The sequence below is a fragment of the Desulfovibrio legallii genome (assembly GCF_900102485.1).
GTDB lineage: Bacteria > Desulfobacterota > Desulfovibrionia > Desulfovibrionales > Desulfovibrionaceae > Desulfovibrio > Desulfovibrio legallii_A.
Window position 1 is genome coordinate 265,253 of sequence record NZ_FNBX01000002.1, and the last position, 14,457, is coordinate 279,709.

Consider the following 14,457-nt stretch of genomic DNA (forward strand, 5'->3'; position numbering starts at 1 on the left):
GTATTTACTTACGGTTCAGAAGCTGTTGATACAGTTCAATGTATTGCTTTGCCACAACCGGATAGGCGTACTTTTCTTCAACCGTGCGGCGAGCGGCGCGCCCCATGGCTTCCCGGCGCTCTTGGTCTTCCAGAACGTAGGCAATGCCTGCGGCCAGTTCCTGCGGGTCATGCGGTGTGGCAAGCATGCCGTTAACCTTGTGTTCAACCATATCAGGGATGCCCCCCACAGCAAAGCCCACAACGGGCGTGCCGCAAGCTAAGGATTCCATTACCGTGTTTGGCAAGTTTTCTTCTCGTGACGGGCAGACAAAGACGTCCGCAGCCGAATAGGCAAGAGCAAGAGTTATTTCGTCATGTAAAGCCCCCAAAAAAGTGACCGGCATCTGGTGACTCGGTGGGGTATTCGCGTGCGAAGCTCCGAAAATCAAGCAGGATACGGAATCGCGGTTCTGTGAAGAAAGTATTTGTAGTGCCTGGGATAAAAGGTCGTAGCCTTTTCGTGGATCGTTAGCGGCCGCGCACGCGCCAAAAAGAATATATTTTTTATGCGGGGAAAGCCCTAATATGGCTTTGGTAATAGATTTTTTGATGGGACGAAATATTTTTGTATCTATAGTGTTGGGGAGTGTCGCGATGGGATATTCGTGCAGTAGGCTGCTTTTTTTTATATCATGAGTAAATTGATGGCTTAGACCAATTATAGTTGGCTGGAGCTTTTTATAAGATTTTTTCTTCATCCCCCACTGCATTTTCACAATATCAAGGGGGAAATGGTGGCCTAAATTCGGGCAAGCATTGCATTGTGTTTGCCATTTATGGCAATCTCCAAAATAGTGGCAGCCACCAGTAAAGGCCCACGTGTCATGTAATGTCCACACTGTTGGGATAGATAGCTTGGAAATTTTTTGGAGTACAGTTGGACTGATAAAGTTTCCAGCAATCCAATGCAGATGAATGATATCTGGATGTAAATTTTCTATAGCTGTGGCAAGGGAGTTAGGGAAAATGTATGCAGAAAAAAAAATGTTTTTGCTGGGCCGATGCCATGCCAAGAGCTTATCATTGAATTTGGCCAGAGTCTTGCCCAAGACCTTATTCATAATCTTGGATCTATAAAGAGGGAGAGCATATACGTTCTGAGCGTCGGAATCCCTTTCTTTTACACCCATTATGGATGTGACGCGGCCATCTTGATTTAAGGCGGTGTGCAGACGTCGTGCTGCAATGGCCGCGCCGCCGCTGGATTCAAACGTATTAAGGTGGAGAATTTTCATGTTGAACACAACTATTTAAAGCTAAGATGTAAATATTTTTTTATGTTAGTCTTTAATTTGGGGGGAAGTTTTTTCCCAATGAAATCTCTAGTGCGATGATAAATAGAGTTTTGAGGTATGTATGTTTTTTTGTATTCTTTTAATATCTTATTGTTAAAATTTATATCTGATACAAAAGAGTACATTGCCCTTGCTTTTGTAATATCGTTATAATACTTTTCTGCATCAATGTTGTTGAAACAGTGTGTTCCGCTCCCCATTCCGATATTTGTAGTATATGAACGTACGGGGTTTATGCCGAGTTGTCCATTTTTAAAACGCCAGTAGTCGACACGAATGTCCCAAGTATCAAGTTTGCCCTCCATTTGAGCATCGAGCATAGGGCTCATATCGTCCCCCCCAGCGTTGAAGGCTCTACGCTGGCGCCGTGAGGCTTTGAATGCTGGGTAGTCAGAAACATTCCAATCTATCCCCTCAAAGCGATCGCGCCATGAGGCCCAGCCCCAGCAGTTAAAGCGGGGGATAGCATAAATATCATGGGGATATGATGCTGGAATTTTAAACCCAGACAACGGGGGCGACCATGCAGCAATATTGAAAATTCGTTTGTCGTTTGCGTAAAACTCCAGTCCCTCATTGAGGAAACGCAATGTATGGGGGGACGTGAGGATATCATCTTCAATGACGATCAGGCGCTCATGTCGGTTGAACATCTGCGTCAGTCCAGCAATGACCGAGGCGGCACAACCTAGATTTTTATCTCTTTCGATGGCGGTTACTGAAGCAAAACCTTTAGCGGTTTTTGCCAGCTGCCTCACTGCGTTCGTCTTATCTGATTCTGCCGCATTGCGGGGGCCGTCGCAAAAGATGGTCAGATGGCTTTCGGCGGCCAGATTATTGGCGGCAAGGGCCTGCAGCGTTTGGCGCAAATGGTCGGGCCGATTAAAGGCAAAGAGGGCAATGGGGGCTGGCGTCATAGTATCACTCGCAATGCCGGGGCTCTGGTAGTATGCGATGCGTTCGGAACTAGTTTCCTGATATGATGGGCTACTTTCATTTTTTAGTCACAAATGAGTATGTAATATCTTTGTGCGTGTTGTTGCGTCGGGATTATTTAAAGTGATTATTTTGCAAGTAGTTTGTGTAATAATGAGCGACATTGTGTTAATGAAATGTTTTTCTTGAGTTTTAGACGGGCAATCGTTGCAGCTTGATGCCCATTAATTCCGAATATATCGATGAAAAGTTTATACAATTTATTTATAAATAAATATTTCTTAGCAAGAATATCTATGTCGACGCCTTTAAACTTCCCGCTATATCTCGTAGTCGGTGTGTAGTATTTGTATGATATGCCACCCTGCTGCATCCAAAGGCCATACTTGATAGCCCCGATAGGCGGTAATGGGGAGAGATCGCTATGAAGTAATTTTATTAGTTCCGCATGGGAACTCGGCCTATAAAAACCCTCTAAGTGTCTATAGGCAGCAAGGCCAATAATAATGACAGGTTTCCCCCAAAAAGACGCTTCAGCTCCCATTGTGGAGTGGAACGTAACAATTATTTTCGCTTGTTCCATGAGGGCATAGGAATCAACAGAACTTTCAGGTGGAATGATGGTTAGGTTAGGAAATTTATTTGTTATTGAGCGCAATTTAGAAATTTGTTCTGTATTTTTCCCTGAGAGATTTGGGTGCATCCGGCAATAAATGTGTATTTGTGGATCGTCTGCACAGTCTTGGGCAACCTGCGATAAGGCCACGTCTTCAGATGGATAAATCTTTGAGATAGAGGCAAAGCCTGGCAGTGCCGCAAACTCAAAAAAAGACGAATTATAAAAAATAATATTTTTTTTCCTTGTATCAAATCCATCGGGTAAGGCGTTAGGGTTTTGTTGCTGTATGAAGTTGCGTCCAGCTAGCGTATTGCCACTTCGGCGAAGTGTATAATTTTTTTGTGCGAACAATAGGGCTTGCTCGTGACCGTAGCGTTTATATATGTTTTTGCATTCGTCTTCTATGGGTAGCGTTGCATGTGGGAGGTCGTTGTAGACTAAGCGATATTTAAAATATGTATGTCCAACCTCGTGTGTATAATAGGGGATATCCTTTTCCTTGCATGCCATTATGATTGGTGCCTCTGTAGTATGCCGTCCATTGAAGAGGTATACTAAATCTGGCTGTATCTTTTTTATTATTTGTATAAAAGATTTATATATATAATGCGCTGCATACAAATTATCTTGAATGATATCCTTATGGGCTTCAGTATTAAAGTTTTCGTCTGCAAACTCACTGATTAGTGTTGAAGCTACGCATAGCCCAATATTAACGCCATCAATGGAAAAATTTTTTAGCTCTTGAGTGTTTTTGAAAGAGAGATTTCCCCTTAACTGTAATTCTGAATCTTTCGGCCATGTTAAAATGTTAATAGGCTGGCTTAATAAGGATACGCCTACCGAAAATCTTTTTTGGCAGAAAATGCAAATATCTTCAGATGGATATTGCCATAGAAAACAATTTGTTATATTCCGCTTGCACTGAATATAGTAAATTTCATCACCTTCGCGCAAATGCTTCTCGATAATTTCAAGCTCTGTTTCCTGGTGTGGTGAAGCATTGCAGAGGGCAGGGATTAAAATTTTAGCCATATAGAGTAACCATCCCGTTTCTGGGCAAGGGGCGCAGCTATAGTCTACGCAATAGGCGTGCCCATTCAAGAATTGGATGTCGCGAGTAGCAACCTAAGTATTTTTTCGTAAAAAGATTTCGTGCCTCCTGTACGGGGGTACTTTTCCACCACGCCGAAATATTATCCCAGTGTTGCGCGAGAAAGGTTGCAGCTGTTTTTGCAGTTCCATGCATAATTCCTACTGCATGGAGTAGGGCAAAGATGTTATGTATCTCATTGGGATATGTGTAGTTCTTGGGCGGACATATCATAAGCATAGAGTATTAAGAATCATTGCTTGCCCAGCGGCGTCCATCCATAAGAGCATCGCTTACAAAATCCATCGCCCACAGCTCATTCGGACTTGTAGGGCCCACCTGCTCGACACGGGTATGACTTGGGCGCTTCGCTCGTTTTCGTGTCCGCAGAGAAAGCCCCTCCTCCTGGTAGATTCTTTCTGTCCGCTTATGGTTCCGCACCAGGCCCTCACGCCGCAGCAATTCATGCAGGCGAGGGGAACCGAAGCGCCGCCGCTCTTCCGCCAGCTCCCGCAAGCGGGTACGCAAAAGCAGATCACGATCCTCGGGTGGCGGCCGCCTGGCGGAACAGCGGTTCAACTGGATCACTCGGCAGGCCCGCCGCTCTGAGAGGCCGTGTTGCGCCTGGATATAGCGCACGGCTTCCCTCTGGGCTGCGGGCTTCAGAAGTTTTTTGAGAGCACGTCCTTCAGGACGACAATATCCAGAGCCTGTTCGCCCACAAGCCTTTTCTGCCTGGCGTTTTCGTCTTCTAATTGTCGTAACCGTTTGGCATCAGAGACTTGCATCCCGCCGAATTTGCTGCGCCATTTATAGAACGTCGCATCAGAGATGCCGTTTTTGCCGGCAGAGATCCACAACACGCACCCCTGCCTCGGCCTGCCGCAATATCCCAATAATCTGTTCTTCGGTAAATCTGCTGCGTTTCATCCTTGTGCTCCTATGCCAGGAACACTAACTTTTCAATGGCATATTTTTCTGGGGGAGGGTCAGGTCAAGATAGCTCTCAATATCCCAGTCTATTAGAGTTGGGTGCTTAGCCGAACATCTGTATTTTTTCTGTTGAAATTGTTATAATATTTTATGTTATATTTCTTTATATCCACGGTGTTGAGATATTTTTCAAAAGTGATTAGCTTGCTTTTGAAGTGCGTTTTGTCGGCTCACCATGGCCTGCTACCAGCTGCTCCAACCACCATCTACCATGATATTCTGTCCAGTCACATAACGTGATAAGTCGCTGGCGAGATACAGCACAGTTCCCACCATATCCTCTTCTGTTGCCATACGTTTCATTGGCGTGCGTTTTTTGTACCGTTCGGTAAATGCCTCTGGCTGGTTGCGCCATATGCCGCCGGGGCAAATGCTGTTGGCGCGGATGTCAGGAGCAAGCACCGTGGCGAACCAGTGCGTCATTTGTATGAGGCCGCCTTTGGATGTGGCGTAAGCAATGGGATTGCCCATGTTCGTGCCGTCGTACAGGCTCATATCAGGCCCAAGCACGCCGTAAATGGAGGCCACATTGATGATGCTGCCCCGGCCAGATTTTTTTAGGTATGGGATGGATTCTCGGCATAAGGTAAACGGTGCAGTGAGGTTGACTTCGAGAGCTTTGCGCCACGTTTCTGTTGTTTGGCGTTCAATATCCGTTACCCAGCCAGGGAGGCCACTGGTCCCTACAAAACCGGCGTTGTTGATCAGGATATCCAGGCCGCCCAAAGCTGCAGCTATCCGGTGGGGGACAGCATGTACTTGGGCATCCTCAGCCAAGTTGCAAGGAACAGGCAGGACAGGCACACTGTACTTGGCGGCTATGGCCTCACACAGCCGGACACAGGTTTGTTCTTGCAAATCCAGAACTGCCACGGCGGCACCATGTGCTGCTAACTCAAGGCAAATGGCTTGGCCGATATGTCCGGTAGCGCCAGTAACGAGCGCGACCCGTCCTTCCAAAGAAACATCCATTAATTATGCACCTGTTGATGGGCAAGCAGAAATTCTGCAAATGCCAGGTCTAGCGCGTCGTCGATGTCCACAGCGCGTTCGCGCGGTAAAACCACTTGGCGCACATGCCCGGCCATTAGAGAGTTCTGCCGCAGAATGAAAGTGGGAGACAGCACATAGGCCGCAGTAGTCATATCAAAGAGCGGTGGAACGTCTTGACGCCGACAATAGCCTACGGAAGGCGTTTGGGCAAGGTGAACCATCCCATCTGGGGTTTGACTAACCATATTGAACATGGGGTGCCGCGCGGCCGGTGTGGTGGTTATGACCGCATCGCAGCCAGTGTTGCTAAAGACCGCAAGGCAGCGCTCTACATCGTCTACGCTACGCAAAGGTGCCGTGGCTGGCAGCGACAGAAAAACATCACACGGCCCGCCCTGTTCCGTGCAGCCCACTTGCCGCAAGGCATGCCGCCAAGCCTCCCATTCCGGGCTGTCGTCAGTTGCTAGCTCTGGGGGGCGCATAAAGGGGGTTTCTGCGCCCCACTGACGGGCCACAGCCGCAATTTCCATGTCATCCGTGGACACAATGATGCGTTTGACCGCTGCGATCTGTTTGGCGGTTTCAATAGGGTAGGCAATAAGCGGCTTGTCGACAAGCCGTCTGATGTTTTTCCGGGGTACCCCCTTGGACCCGCCCCGAGCGAAAATAAAAGCATACACTATTGGTTGGCGCGCCATATCCACTCCTGCTGTGCGGCTGCACGTTCAACTGCGTCCACATATGACACAACGTCAAGTCCCTGAGAAAATGTGCAGCAAGGTTCTGTCTTCCCTGCTAGTACAGCCTGCATCTGCAACCGGTATGAGGTGTTTCCATCGACCCTATAAATTTTCACCTTTTCACCATGATGGAGCGTGCCATCCAGCAGGTTTAGGTAGATGCCACCACCTTCGAGGATTGCCACAATCTCTCGCCGCGCCGGCGATTGCAAATAGTCCAGATGGATGCTGACCTGAGGGCAGCCTTCATGCTCTGCAAGAATTGTTACGGTATCATCACTTTCGATGTCCAATGAAGAGAGTTTGCCGACTAAGGCGGCCACCCGTCGCCAAGGCCCGGCAAACAGGCAGGCCAGATCCAACTCGTGCGAGAGGTCTCGCAACACGCCGCCACCCCGCCCTCTGAAGGCGGAATAGCATTGACGGTAATCCTGGTTAGGCCGCCAAGATGGAAGGTATTGCCCCACGTGTAATTGCAATGCCAAGAGTTTTTTGTCTTTCAGAAGCGTTTGCAAGTCTTGGACTCCAGGGTGAAAGCGTAGGTTGTAAGCAACTAGAGTGCACCGCCGTTGTGCGTCTGTCAGCCAAGGGCCGATTTCTGTTGCGGTTTTCACCAAGGGTTTTTCTACCAGAGTCAGGCGAGGGGCCAAGCTCGATACCACCCGTACATGTGCAGCGTGCAGCGCCGTTGGTGTGGCGATAATAGCAACATCCGGCGAAAAATTCGCTGGTAACTCACGAAAATCTTTAACAGAAGGAAACGGCAATCCGTTGCGCGAGCTGATACAAAAAACGGAGGCTCCAAGTTCAAGAGCAAGACTGGCATGGCGCATTCCGATAGAGCCGCAGCCCCAGATGAGAACACTTGGCTTGTTCATAGTTGTAAGAATTCATTTTGTGCGCGTTCATAATCTGGAAGCCGCCCGATGTCCAGCCAATATTCGTTGGTTTCCATGATTCGGGGCCGTTGCCCGGTTTCCAGCAACTTTTGGAACAGATCCGGCATATCAAAAAAGGTTTTTGGCGGGATCAAAGGGAGTGCTGCAGGTGAGAGCGCGTATATGCCGGTGCTGATGTGAACGTTTATATTGGGTTTTTCTTTGATGCCCGTAAGGTTGCCCTGTGTATCGCTCTCCACGACGCCATAAGCCATCTGCACGGAGTGTTTGCGGACCACCATAGTGGCCGGGCTGTTGTGGGCCAGGTGCTCATGGAGAAGGCAGCGCATGTTGAGATGTGTCAAAATATCCGCATTGGCCACCAGGAGTGGAAGAGTCTGCGGCGGTAAAAGAGAAAGTGCGCCAGCCGTGCCCATGCGTTTGGGTTCTTTCAAGTATTGGATATGGCAACCGAAATGTGTTCCGTCGCCAAAATATTCAATAATTATATCAGCGAGATAATTTACCGCCAAAAAAAAATGGCGAAAGCCCACATTGATGAAATTTTTAAGCACTATTTCTAGGATGGGTTTTCCGCCGATATGTAGCATGGGCTTGGGGCAATTTTGAGTTAGCTCGCCTAAGCGTGACCCCAGGCCACCAGCCATAAGTACTACATTGTTCGGCAAGGGGCTTACGCTCTGCAGCCTTTTTATGCTCCAGACGTGATGTACTGTCCCAGCCTCGTCCAGTACGGGCAAGTGACTCAAGGAGGCTTCTTCCATCATCCGCAATGCCTGTACTGCAGATGTGGCGATATTTACGTGTCGCGGTGTAGGGTTCATAACATCACGGACGCAACTTTCCAGCGAAGCATCAGTCAGCAGCCCACGACGGATATTGCCGTCAGTAACAACGCCTATCAGTTTGTCCTCGCTATCCGTCACCAACGCGAATTGTTCGCCGGTTGCGTTAATAAGTGTTAATGCGTCCCGTACGGATTGCTTGGGGAAAAGACGTAGTGTCCTCCAATCCATCAGTTCCTCGCCATATCATAAAACATTTTTTTTAGTATGCCCTTTAGGGGGAAGGTTAGCAAGGTGTGGGCGATGGCATCGCTCGTACCGTTTTTTTCATACGGGTTCGGCGTATTTTTGGCCAGGGCGCGGCGTTCTGGCGCTGTCGTTTGCGCTAGGGCGGCGGCAATGGCCTTTTCACGTGGCTCGCAATGCAGCACGGCCGAGGAAACTATGCGGCCTTCCTGTCGATGTCCGATGTTGACGACGGGAACTCCAAGGGAGGGGACCTCTATAATGCCGCTGGAGGAGTTCCCTGCCACGCACAGGGCGTGTCTTGCAGCGGAAAGGTACAGTAGCGTCCCAAGAGACTGAAAAAAACGTACACGTTCCGGGTACGCCGCGGCATAGTGCTCGATGTATTGATTGATGTTGTAGCCGCCAGAATCAGCATTGGCCCCAGTGAAAACTATATGGCAGTGCGGAAAAAGGTCGAGCGCTTTGCGTAGGGCGGTTAGTTGGTCTATTTCTTGTCCTGGCTCCAGGGTAACAGGATGGAAGGTGCAAAGGATATAAGAGGCGCCTGGGGGGAGTCCCAAGGCTGTATGAGTGGCGTCGATATCCAGAAGTGGTAGATTCAATGCGTTTTCTACACCCAGTGCGCCAACGTTCCAGACGTGATCAGGTTGTTCACCTAACTGAATAATACGGCGACGGTAGGGCTCGCAGGATGTGAAATGCAGATGGGAGAGTTTGGTGATGGCGTGGCGGAAGCCGTCGTCCATGGCCCCGCGGGTTACCTCTCCCCCGTAAAGGTGTGCCGTGGGCACGTGCATCATGGCTGCTGCCAGCGTGGCTCCGAGGCATTCGTACCGATCACCCAAAACGACAAAAAGATCGGGCCTGATCTGTGCCAGGGCTTCGCCTATTGCCGTGATGAGCCTGCCAATCTCTTGGCACAAATGCTCCGAGGCGTCCGTAGTGAGGTCTAAGGGGATGGCTACGTCAGGTACAAAGCCATCTTTGGTAATCTCCGTCAGGGTGTATCCATGTTTGCGGGACAAATGCGTACCGCTGACCAGAAGGTGCAGGTGGCATGCACTTGCGCGCAGGTGTGATAGCACAGGACGCAGCAAGCCATATTCAGCCCTTGTGGCGGTAAAGACAGCTATGGTTCGCACAACAGATCGTCCTCGTTGTAGTCACGCGACGCAACTTTCCCAATAAATTCGTCCCACCGCATGGGAGAAATGCCATTGCCAGGCCTTTTGGCTGTTATGTTCTCTTCACTGAATTTTTCCCCTTTTTTGATGGATCGCATCGCCACAAGACTTTTACGTGCGACCACAATGTTGGGAAGCTCTGCCTGTGCCGGGGCTTTAACGCCATCGCCCAAGGCGCTCTCCACTCGACGTATGCCGGCCACCATAGCCCGCAGTTCCTGGGGTTCAAGGCTGGCCTTGTGGTCAGGGCCTTCCATAGTTCTGTCAAGGGTGAAATGTTTTTCAATGACAGTCGCGCCAAGCGTCGCTGCGGCCAAAGGAATTTCAATGCCCTGAGTGTGGTCGGAGTATCCCGTCCCGGCAATGCCGGGAAAGGCGTCACGCAAGGTCAACATGGCCCGCAGATTCACCGATTCCGGCGGGGCCGGGTACTGGGTGGTGCAGTGCAACAGAGTGATGCGGCTGCGCAAAGTGCCCGCGGACTCCAGGATGTGCAGAGCCGCAGCCACTTCGGCGAGGGTACTCATCCCAGTAGAAAGAATGATGTTTTTCCCCAACCTGCCAATTTTGCGGAGGTAGGGCAAGTTGGTGATCTCGCCTGAAGGGATCTTGAAGGTGGACATTCCTAACGAGGTGAGGAAGTCTATGGAAGGAACATCGAACGGCGTTGAAAGAAAAGAAATGTTCTGTCGTGTGCAGTACGCCTGAATTCGTCTGTGGTCTTCCTTGCTCAATTCCAGCTTGCGCAGCATGGCGATCTGGGAGGCTCCTCCTTCGGTGGAGATTTGTTGGTATTGGGCCTTGGGCGCACTGCGGGAAGCCAGGCTGGCCGCATGGAAAGTCTGAAATTTTACGACATCAGCTCCGGCCGCGACAGCTGCGTCAACAAGCCGAAGGGCCAAGTCAACGCTGCCGTTGTGGTTGACGCCAGCCTCGGCAATGATAATGCATCTAGCCATAGTGCTGACCTTTCACTATTGTACCGTCTGGGACATCGTCGCATATTGTGGTGCCACAACCGATGATAACCCTTTTCCCAATATGTATTTTTTGTTTTATTACTACGCCTGCGCCAATAAATGTCCCTTCATTGACCGTGACCTTGCCGCAGAGGATTGCTCCAACGGCAATATGGCAATGATCAGCGATATTACAGTCGTGTTCTATAAGCCCTTTGCTATTAATGATGCAATTATTTCCGATAAAGGTGCCGGCGTTGACTATGGCCATATGCATAACAACACTGCCCTCTCCAATGGTGGAATACCGCGAGACGTGCGCTAGTGGTGAAATGATTACAGGCAACTCAAATTCGAGCTGCCGCAGTTTAGCGAAGATCGTTTGCCTGATCCGTGGAGTTTTGATTTGCCCCACCGTCACCAAGGCTTGAGAAAATTTTTTGCGCAGCCCCGGCAGATCTGCGTCATGCCCCAAGGGGGGGTAGCCCAAGACCGGAGTCAATGCGCAATCCGGTCCGTGCACGACCCCAGCAATGGGGATGTCGGCGGATTCGAGCACATCAATAACAGCGTGACAGTGACCACCGCCGCCTGCCAGCACAATGGGGGATCTGTCATCGTACGTTATGTGCATCTTCTTGGCCTTGGCAACCACTGGGCAAATTTACCAGCCTGTCGGCAACATTACTGGTTATTTTCAGGTCGTCCCGCAGGCAATGTGCGAACATGGGCAGGGTATGCAGGGGCTCCCACACTGGGCGCGTCATGACGCCTGCCGCATTGCTTGCTTCAAGAAAAGCATCGCGCTCGGCGCGGTTGCAGGTGAGTACGGCGCATAGCCAGTAGTTGCTCACGGCGCCTTCCGGCTCGGTGATGAATTCCCAAGCAGTTCCGGCGAACAGCCGGGCATAGGCCGTAGCGCGGGCGCGTTTCTCGGCCAGAAAGGCGGGCAGCCTTTCCAACTGTGCGCAGCCAAGGGCTGCGTTGAGGTTTGGCATGCGAAAGTTCCAGCCTACATGATCATGTCGGTAGAGCCATTTGTGGGGCGTTTTAGCCGTGGTTGTCCAGTGTTTGGCTTTGGCTCCCAGTGCTATGTCATTGGTGAGGATAGCCCCGCCGCCGCCCGATGTGATAATTTTGTTGCCGTTGAAGGACAGGGCCCCCACGAGGCCAAAGGTACCGCAGTGTCGCCCCCGGAGTGTGCTACCCACGGCTTCGGCCGCATCTTCCACAAGGGGGATGCCCCAGACGCTGCAAACTTCCACTAGGGCTTCCATGCGGCAGGGCAGGCCGAAGGTATGCATAGGGATGCAGGCGGCCACGCGTTTTCCCGTGGCCTTGTGAAGGCATCCGTCAGGCCCGGTTTTGCACGAGGATTGAAGAAAGGTCTCTACGGCCTGCGGGTTGAGGCCCAAGGTTTCTTTGTCAATATCCAGAAAAACGGGTTCCGCACCCAGATGTGCCACAGCGTTGGCCGTGGCTACAAAGGAGACGGCCTGCGTCAGCACCAAGTCACCAGCCCTGACGCCCGCAAGAACAAGGCACATTTCCAAGGCCGCAGTGCCATTGACACAGACTACGGCGCGCGCGGCTCCGGTAGTTTTTTCGAGCATCTGCTCAAAACGATTCACATATCCGCCCACAGAAGAAACATAGGTGGAGTCGATGGCGTCTAGCACATACTTCCGTTCCGCTCCGTGAAACACAGGGGCATGCAGAGGTAGATCGCCTCCAGGGCAGTGGTTGATGCGACGGATTTCGGCTAACAACCCTGCAAAGGAGTCTTCAGAAATTTCCATGTCCAACCCTGTTGCTCTGTATCAAATATTATAGATATTGCTCTTATATCCCGCAAGATTTTCCGGCTTCGAGAACCACTGCGCCGTCTCTTTAAGTCCACGTTTGAAACCCTCTATTCCTTCATAGGCTGGCTGCCAGCCGGTGATCTTTCGCAGACGTGTGTTGTCAGCCCAGAGCCGCTCCACTTCGCTTTTTTCGGGGCGTAGCCTTTGTCCATCGCAAATAATTTCAATATTGACACCCATGGCCTTCGCAATGGTGCGCGCCGTATCGCCTATGCTGACTTCAAAACCGGAACCGCCATTAAGGACTTCACCGACAACGCGCTGCAAAGGAGCTTCCAGCATAGCCACGAAGGCCGCCGCCGTGTCGGTCACATAGGTGAAGTCACGGGTAGGGCTCAGGCTGCCCAGTTTGATCCGGCGGGCCCCAGCAGCGATCTGTGTGATGATGGTGGGAATGACCGCCCGCGCAGACTGGCGTGGCCCGTAAGTGTTGAAGGGCCGTAAGATGGCAACAGGAGTTTCAAACGAGCGGTAAAAACTCAGGGCCAGTTGGTCCGCCGCAATTTTGGTAGCGGAATACGGTGACTGTCCGTGGATTGGATGTTCTTCCGTAATGGGGACAAAGTGCGCTGTGCCGTATACTTCGCTGGTGGACGTATGGATCAGTCGCCCAACCCCCAGATCGCGAACTGCCTGGAGCACATTGAGCGTCCCTTTAATATTTGTATCCACATAAGCGTCCGGTGATTGGTAGGAATAGGGAATGGCAATGAGAGCTGCCAGATGCAGGACCGCTTCACAACCATTTACGGCTATGCGTACGCCGTTAGGGTCACGTACATCGCCGGGGAAAATTTCCATCTGCGCAGCTAACGGTGATCGATCCAGCCAGCCCCATGAGTTGAAGGAGTTATACTGGACGAAAGCCTTAACGGCATAACCGCGGGTCACAAGCATTTCACAAAGGTGTGAACCGATGAACCCGTCCGCGCCGGTTACAAGAACTTTTTTCATGTTGCCTACAGATGAGTTATGCCCTTCGCAGAAACACCTTTCGGGATCCCAGCATTGGTCGACTTGGACTGCTGCGACGGAGCGGAGTTCGCACTGGCGTTACCCCTATGGATTCATCACGCCAACATCTCAGGCATTGGCGTGCAGGGAGGCGATTCCCTATTTTTCAAATCCAGATACGCCGCATATGCCGGCAAGACTGCTGCCGGCGTCCCTTCCATGCGTACCGCGCCACCGTCTATCCAGTACACATAATCGCAGGCTTCCACCGTACTCAACCTGTGGGCTACCACCACCAATGTCATATGCGCCCGCAGGCTGTGGATGGTCTGCTGGATGGCCTGTTCCGCCGCGCCGTCCAGGGCGCAGGTGGCCTCGTCAGACAGGATGAACTGCGGATCGTTATACAGCGCGCGGGCAATGGCTACCCGCTGCACCTGGCCGCCGGAAAGGCGTACGCCGCGTTCACCTATGGCTGTGTCGATATTTTGCTCCAGGTCGTCGGTAGTGTCCAGAATTTTTCGCACATTTCGTAGCGGCCCGCGTGGTCAGGATTTTTGGGTCTGCCTTAAGGCGCTGGCGCGGGCCTTGCGAGCGGTACATTCAAAGATGCCGCGGCTGCAAGGGCCGTGACAGCGCCGACGCTATTCTGCTTCCTCCCTGGACATGCACAGATACCGCTGTGTGCCCCATTTCTGGCCCGCCATATAGCGCAGCCGGGCCGCTACCAGCATTAAGGCCGCGTGCCCATCGGGAAAGCTCCCCACCACCCGCGTTCGCCGCCGAATTTCACGATTCAGCCTTTCGAGCGGGTTATTTGTCCGAATATGCCGCCAGTGCGCGGCGGGAAAT

17 protein-coding genes are annotated in these 14,457 nt (G+C 51.2%); all 17 read right to left on the minus strand.

The annotated features are described in order from the left end of the window. Positions 1-4: 4 nt before the first annotated feature. Positions 5-1,276: a glycosyltransferase family 4 protein gene (locus BLS55_RS02315; protein ID WP_092152749.1), complete on the minus strand. Its 1,272-nt coding sequence runs from the start codon at positions 1,274-1,276 to the stop codon at positions 5-7. 11 nt (positions 1,277-1,287) lie between these two features. Then, positions 1,288-2,253 carry a glycosyltransferase family protein gene (locus tag BLS55_RS11790; protein WP_143339496.1) on the minus strand — a complete coding sequence of 322 codons (966 nt, stop codon included), beginning with the start codon at positions 2,251-2,253 and terminating at the stop codon, positions 1,288-1,290. Positions 2,254-2,399: 146 nt separating this feature from the next. Then, positions 2,400-3,926, minus strand: a complete 1,527-nt coding sequence (locus tag BLS55_RS11795) for a capsular polysaccharide export protein, LipB/KpsS family (RefSeq protein WP_143339497.1) — start codon at positions 3,924-3,926, stop codon at positions 2,400-2,402. Between the two features lie 304 nt (positions 3,927-4,230). Next, the gene (locus tag BLS55_RS12385; protein ID WP_180365368.1) at positions 4,231-4,623 is read right to left on the minus strand and encodes an IS3 family transposase; all 393 of its coding nucleotides are present in this window, start codon (positions 4,621-4,623) and stop codon (positions 4,231-4,233) included. A 23-nt stretch (positions 4,624-4,646) separates the two neighbouring features. Continuing rightward, positions 4,647-4,847 (minus strand): transposase, encoded by a 201-nt coding sequence (locus BLS55_RS02325; RefSeq protein ID WP_180365369.1) that lies wholly within the window; start codon positions 4,845-4,847, stop codon positions 4,647-4,649. Further along, positions 4,810-4,914 (minus strand): transposase, encoded by a 105-nt coding sequence (locus BLS55_RS12390; protein ID WP_092152752.1) that lies wholly within the window; start codon positions 4,912-4,914, stop codon positions 4,810-4,812. The genes BLS55_RS02325 and BLS55_RS12390 overlap by 38 nt, the downstream gene beginning before the upstream one ends. A 246-nt stretch (positions 4,915-5,160) precedes the next feature. Next, the gene (locus tag BLS55_RS02335) at positions 5,161-5,949 is read right to left on the minus strand and encodes an SDR family oxidoreductase (protein ID WP_092152753.1); all 789 of its coding nucleotides are present in this window, start codon (positions 5,947-5,949) and stop codon (positions 5,161-5,163) included. Next, positions 5,949-6,668, minus strand: a complete 720-nt coding sequence (locus BLS55_RS02340) for an acylneuraminate cytidylyltransferase family protein (protein WP_092152754.1) — start codon at positions 6,666-6,668, stop codon at positions 5,949-5,951. The genes BLS55_RS02335 and BLS55_RS02340 overlap by 1 nt, the downstream gene beginning before the upstream one ends. Beyond that, complete coding sequence (locus BLS55_RS11800; RefSeq protein WP_143339498.1) at positions 6,650-7,588, minus strand: Gfo/Idh/MocA family protein; 939 nt, start codon at positions 7,586-7,588, stop codon at positions 6,650-6,652. Before BLS55_RS11800 ends, BLS55_RS02340 begins: the two co-directional genes overlap by 19 nt. Further along, positions 7,585-8,625, minus strand: a complete 1,041-nt coding sequence (locus BLS55_RS02345) for a nucleotidyltransferase family protein (RefSeq protein WP_092152755.1) — start codon at positions 8,623-8,625, stop codon at positions 7,585-7,587. Before BLS55_RS02345 ends, BLS55_RS11800 begins: the two co-directional genes overlap by 4 nt. After that, entirely contained in the window at positions 8,625-9,785 is a 1,161-nt protein-coding gene (gene neuC / locus BLS55_RS02350) for a UDP-N-acetylglucosamine 2-epimerase (RefSeq protein WP_092152756.1), read from the minus strand. Before neuC ends, BLS55_RS02345 begins: the two co-directional genes overlap by 1 nt. After that, complete coding sequence (neuB, locus tag BLS55_RS02355; RefSeq protein WP_092152757.1) at positions 9,773-10,786, minus strand: N-acetylneuraminate synthase; 1,014 nt, start codon at positions 10,784-10,786, stop codon at positions 9,773-9,775. The genes neuC and neuB overlap by 13 nt, the downstream gene beginning before the upstream one ends. After that, on the minus strand, positions 10,779-11,420 hold the full coding sequence (locus BLS55_RS02360) for an acetyltransferase (protein ID WP_092152758.1): 642 nt from the start codon (positions 11,418-11,420) through the stop codon (positions 10,779-10,781). Before BLS55_RS02360 ends, neuB begins: the two co-directional genes overlap by 8 nt. Further along, on the minus strand, positions 11,401-12,585 hold the full coding sequence (locus BLS55_RS02365; RefSeq protein ID WP_092152773.1) for a LegC family aminotransferase: 1,185 nt from the start codon (positions 12,583-12,585) through the stop codon (positions 11,401-11,403). The genes BLS55_RS02360 and BLS55_RS02365 overlap by 20 nt, the downstream gene beginning before the upstream one ends. A 21-nt stretch (positions 12,586-12,606) precedes the next feature. Next, complete coding sequence (locus BLS55_RS02370; protein WP_092152759.1) at positions 12,607-13,605, minus strand: NAD-dependent 4,6-dehydratase LegB; 999 nt, start codon at positions 13,603-13,605, stop codon at positions 12,607-12,609. Positions 13,606-13,721: 116 nt separating this feature from the next. Continuing rightward, positions 13,722-14,132: an ATP-binding cassette domain-containing protein gene (locus BLS55_RS02375; protein ID WP_257243104.1), complete on the minus strand. Its 411-nt coding sequence runs from the start codon at positions 14,130-14,132 to the stop codon at positions 13,722-13,724. 117 nt (positions 14,133-14,249) lie between these two features. Continuing rightward, positions 14,250-14,457: transposase (locus tag BLS55_RS02380; RefSeq protein WP_180365370.1), on the minus strand; the 208-nt coding region annotated here is incomplete at its 5' end.

Bases quoted from the DNA above. Each gene is read 5' to 3' on its own strand.
- BLS55_RS02370 (WP_092152759.1), bottom strand. From the start codon at position 13,605: ATGAAAAAAGTTCTTGTAACCGGCGCGGACGGGTTCATCGGTTCACAC.
- BLS55_RS02315 (WP_092152749.1), bottom strand. From the start codon at position 1,276: ATGAAAATTCTCCACCTTAATACGTTTGAATCCAGCGGCGGCGCGGCC.
- neuB (WP_092152757.1), bottom strand. From the start codon at position 10,786: ATGGCTAGATGCATTATCATTGCCGAGGCTGGCGTCAACCACAACGGC.
- BLS55_RS12390 (WP_092152752.1), bottom strand. From the start codon at position 4,914: ATGAAACGCAGCAGATTTACCGAAGAACAGATTATTGGGATATTGCGG.
- BLS55_RS02345 (WP_092152755.1), bottom strand. From the start codon at position 8,625: ATGGATTGGAGGACACTACGTCTTTTCCCCAAGCAATCCGTACGGGAC.
- BLS55_RS02360 (WP_092152758.1), bottom strand. From the start codon at position 11,420: ATGCACATAACGTACGATGACAGATCCCCCATTGTGCTGGCAGGCGGC.
- BLS55_RS11795 (WP_143339497.1), bottom strand. From the start codon at position 3,926: ATGGCTAAAATTTTAATCCCTGCCCTCTGCAATGCTTCACCACACCAG.
- BLS55_RS02340 (WP_092152754.1), bottom strand. From the start codon at position 6,668: ATGGCGCGCCAACCAATAGTGTATGCTTTTATTTTCGCTCGGGGCGGG.
- BLS55_RS11800 (WP_143339498.1), bottom strand. From the start codon at position 7,588: ATGAACAAGCCAAGTGTTCTCATCTGGGGCTGCGGCTCTATCGGAATG.
- BLS55_RS11790 (WP_143339496.1), bottom strand. From the start codon at position 2,253: ATGACGCCAGCCCCCATTGCCCTCTTTGCCTTTAATCGGCCCGACCAT.
- BLS55_RS02335 (WP_092152753.1), bottom strand. From the start codon at position 5,949: ATGGATGTTTCTTTGGAAGGACGGGTCGCGCTCGTTACTGGCGCTACC.
- BLS55_RS02365 (WP_092152773.1), bottom strand. From the start codon at position 12,585: ATGGAAATTTCTGAAGACTCCTTTGCAGGGTTGTTAGCCGAAATCCGT.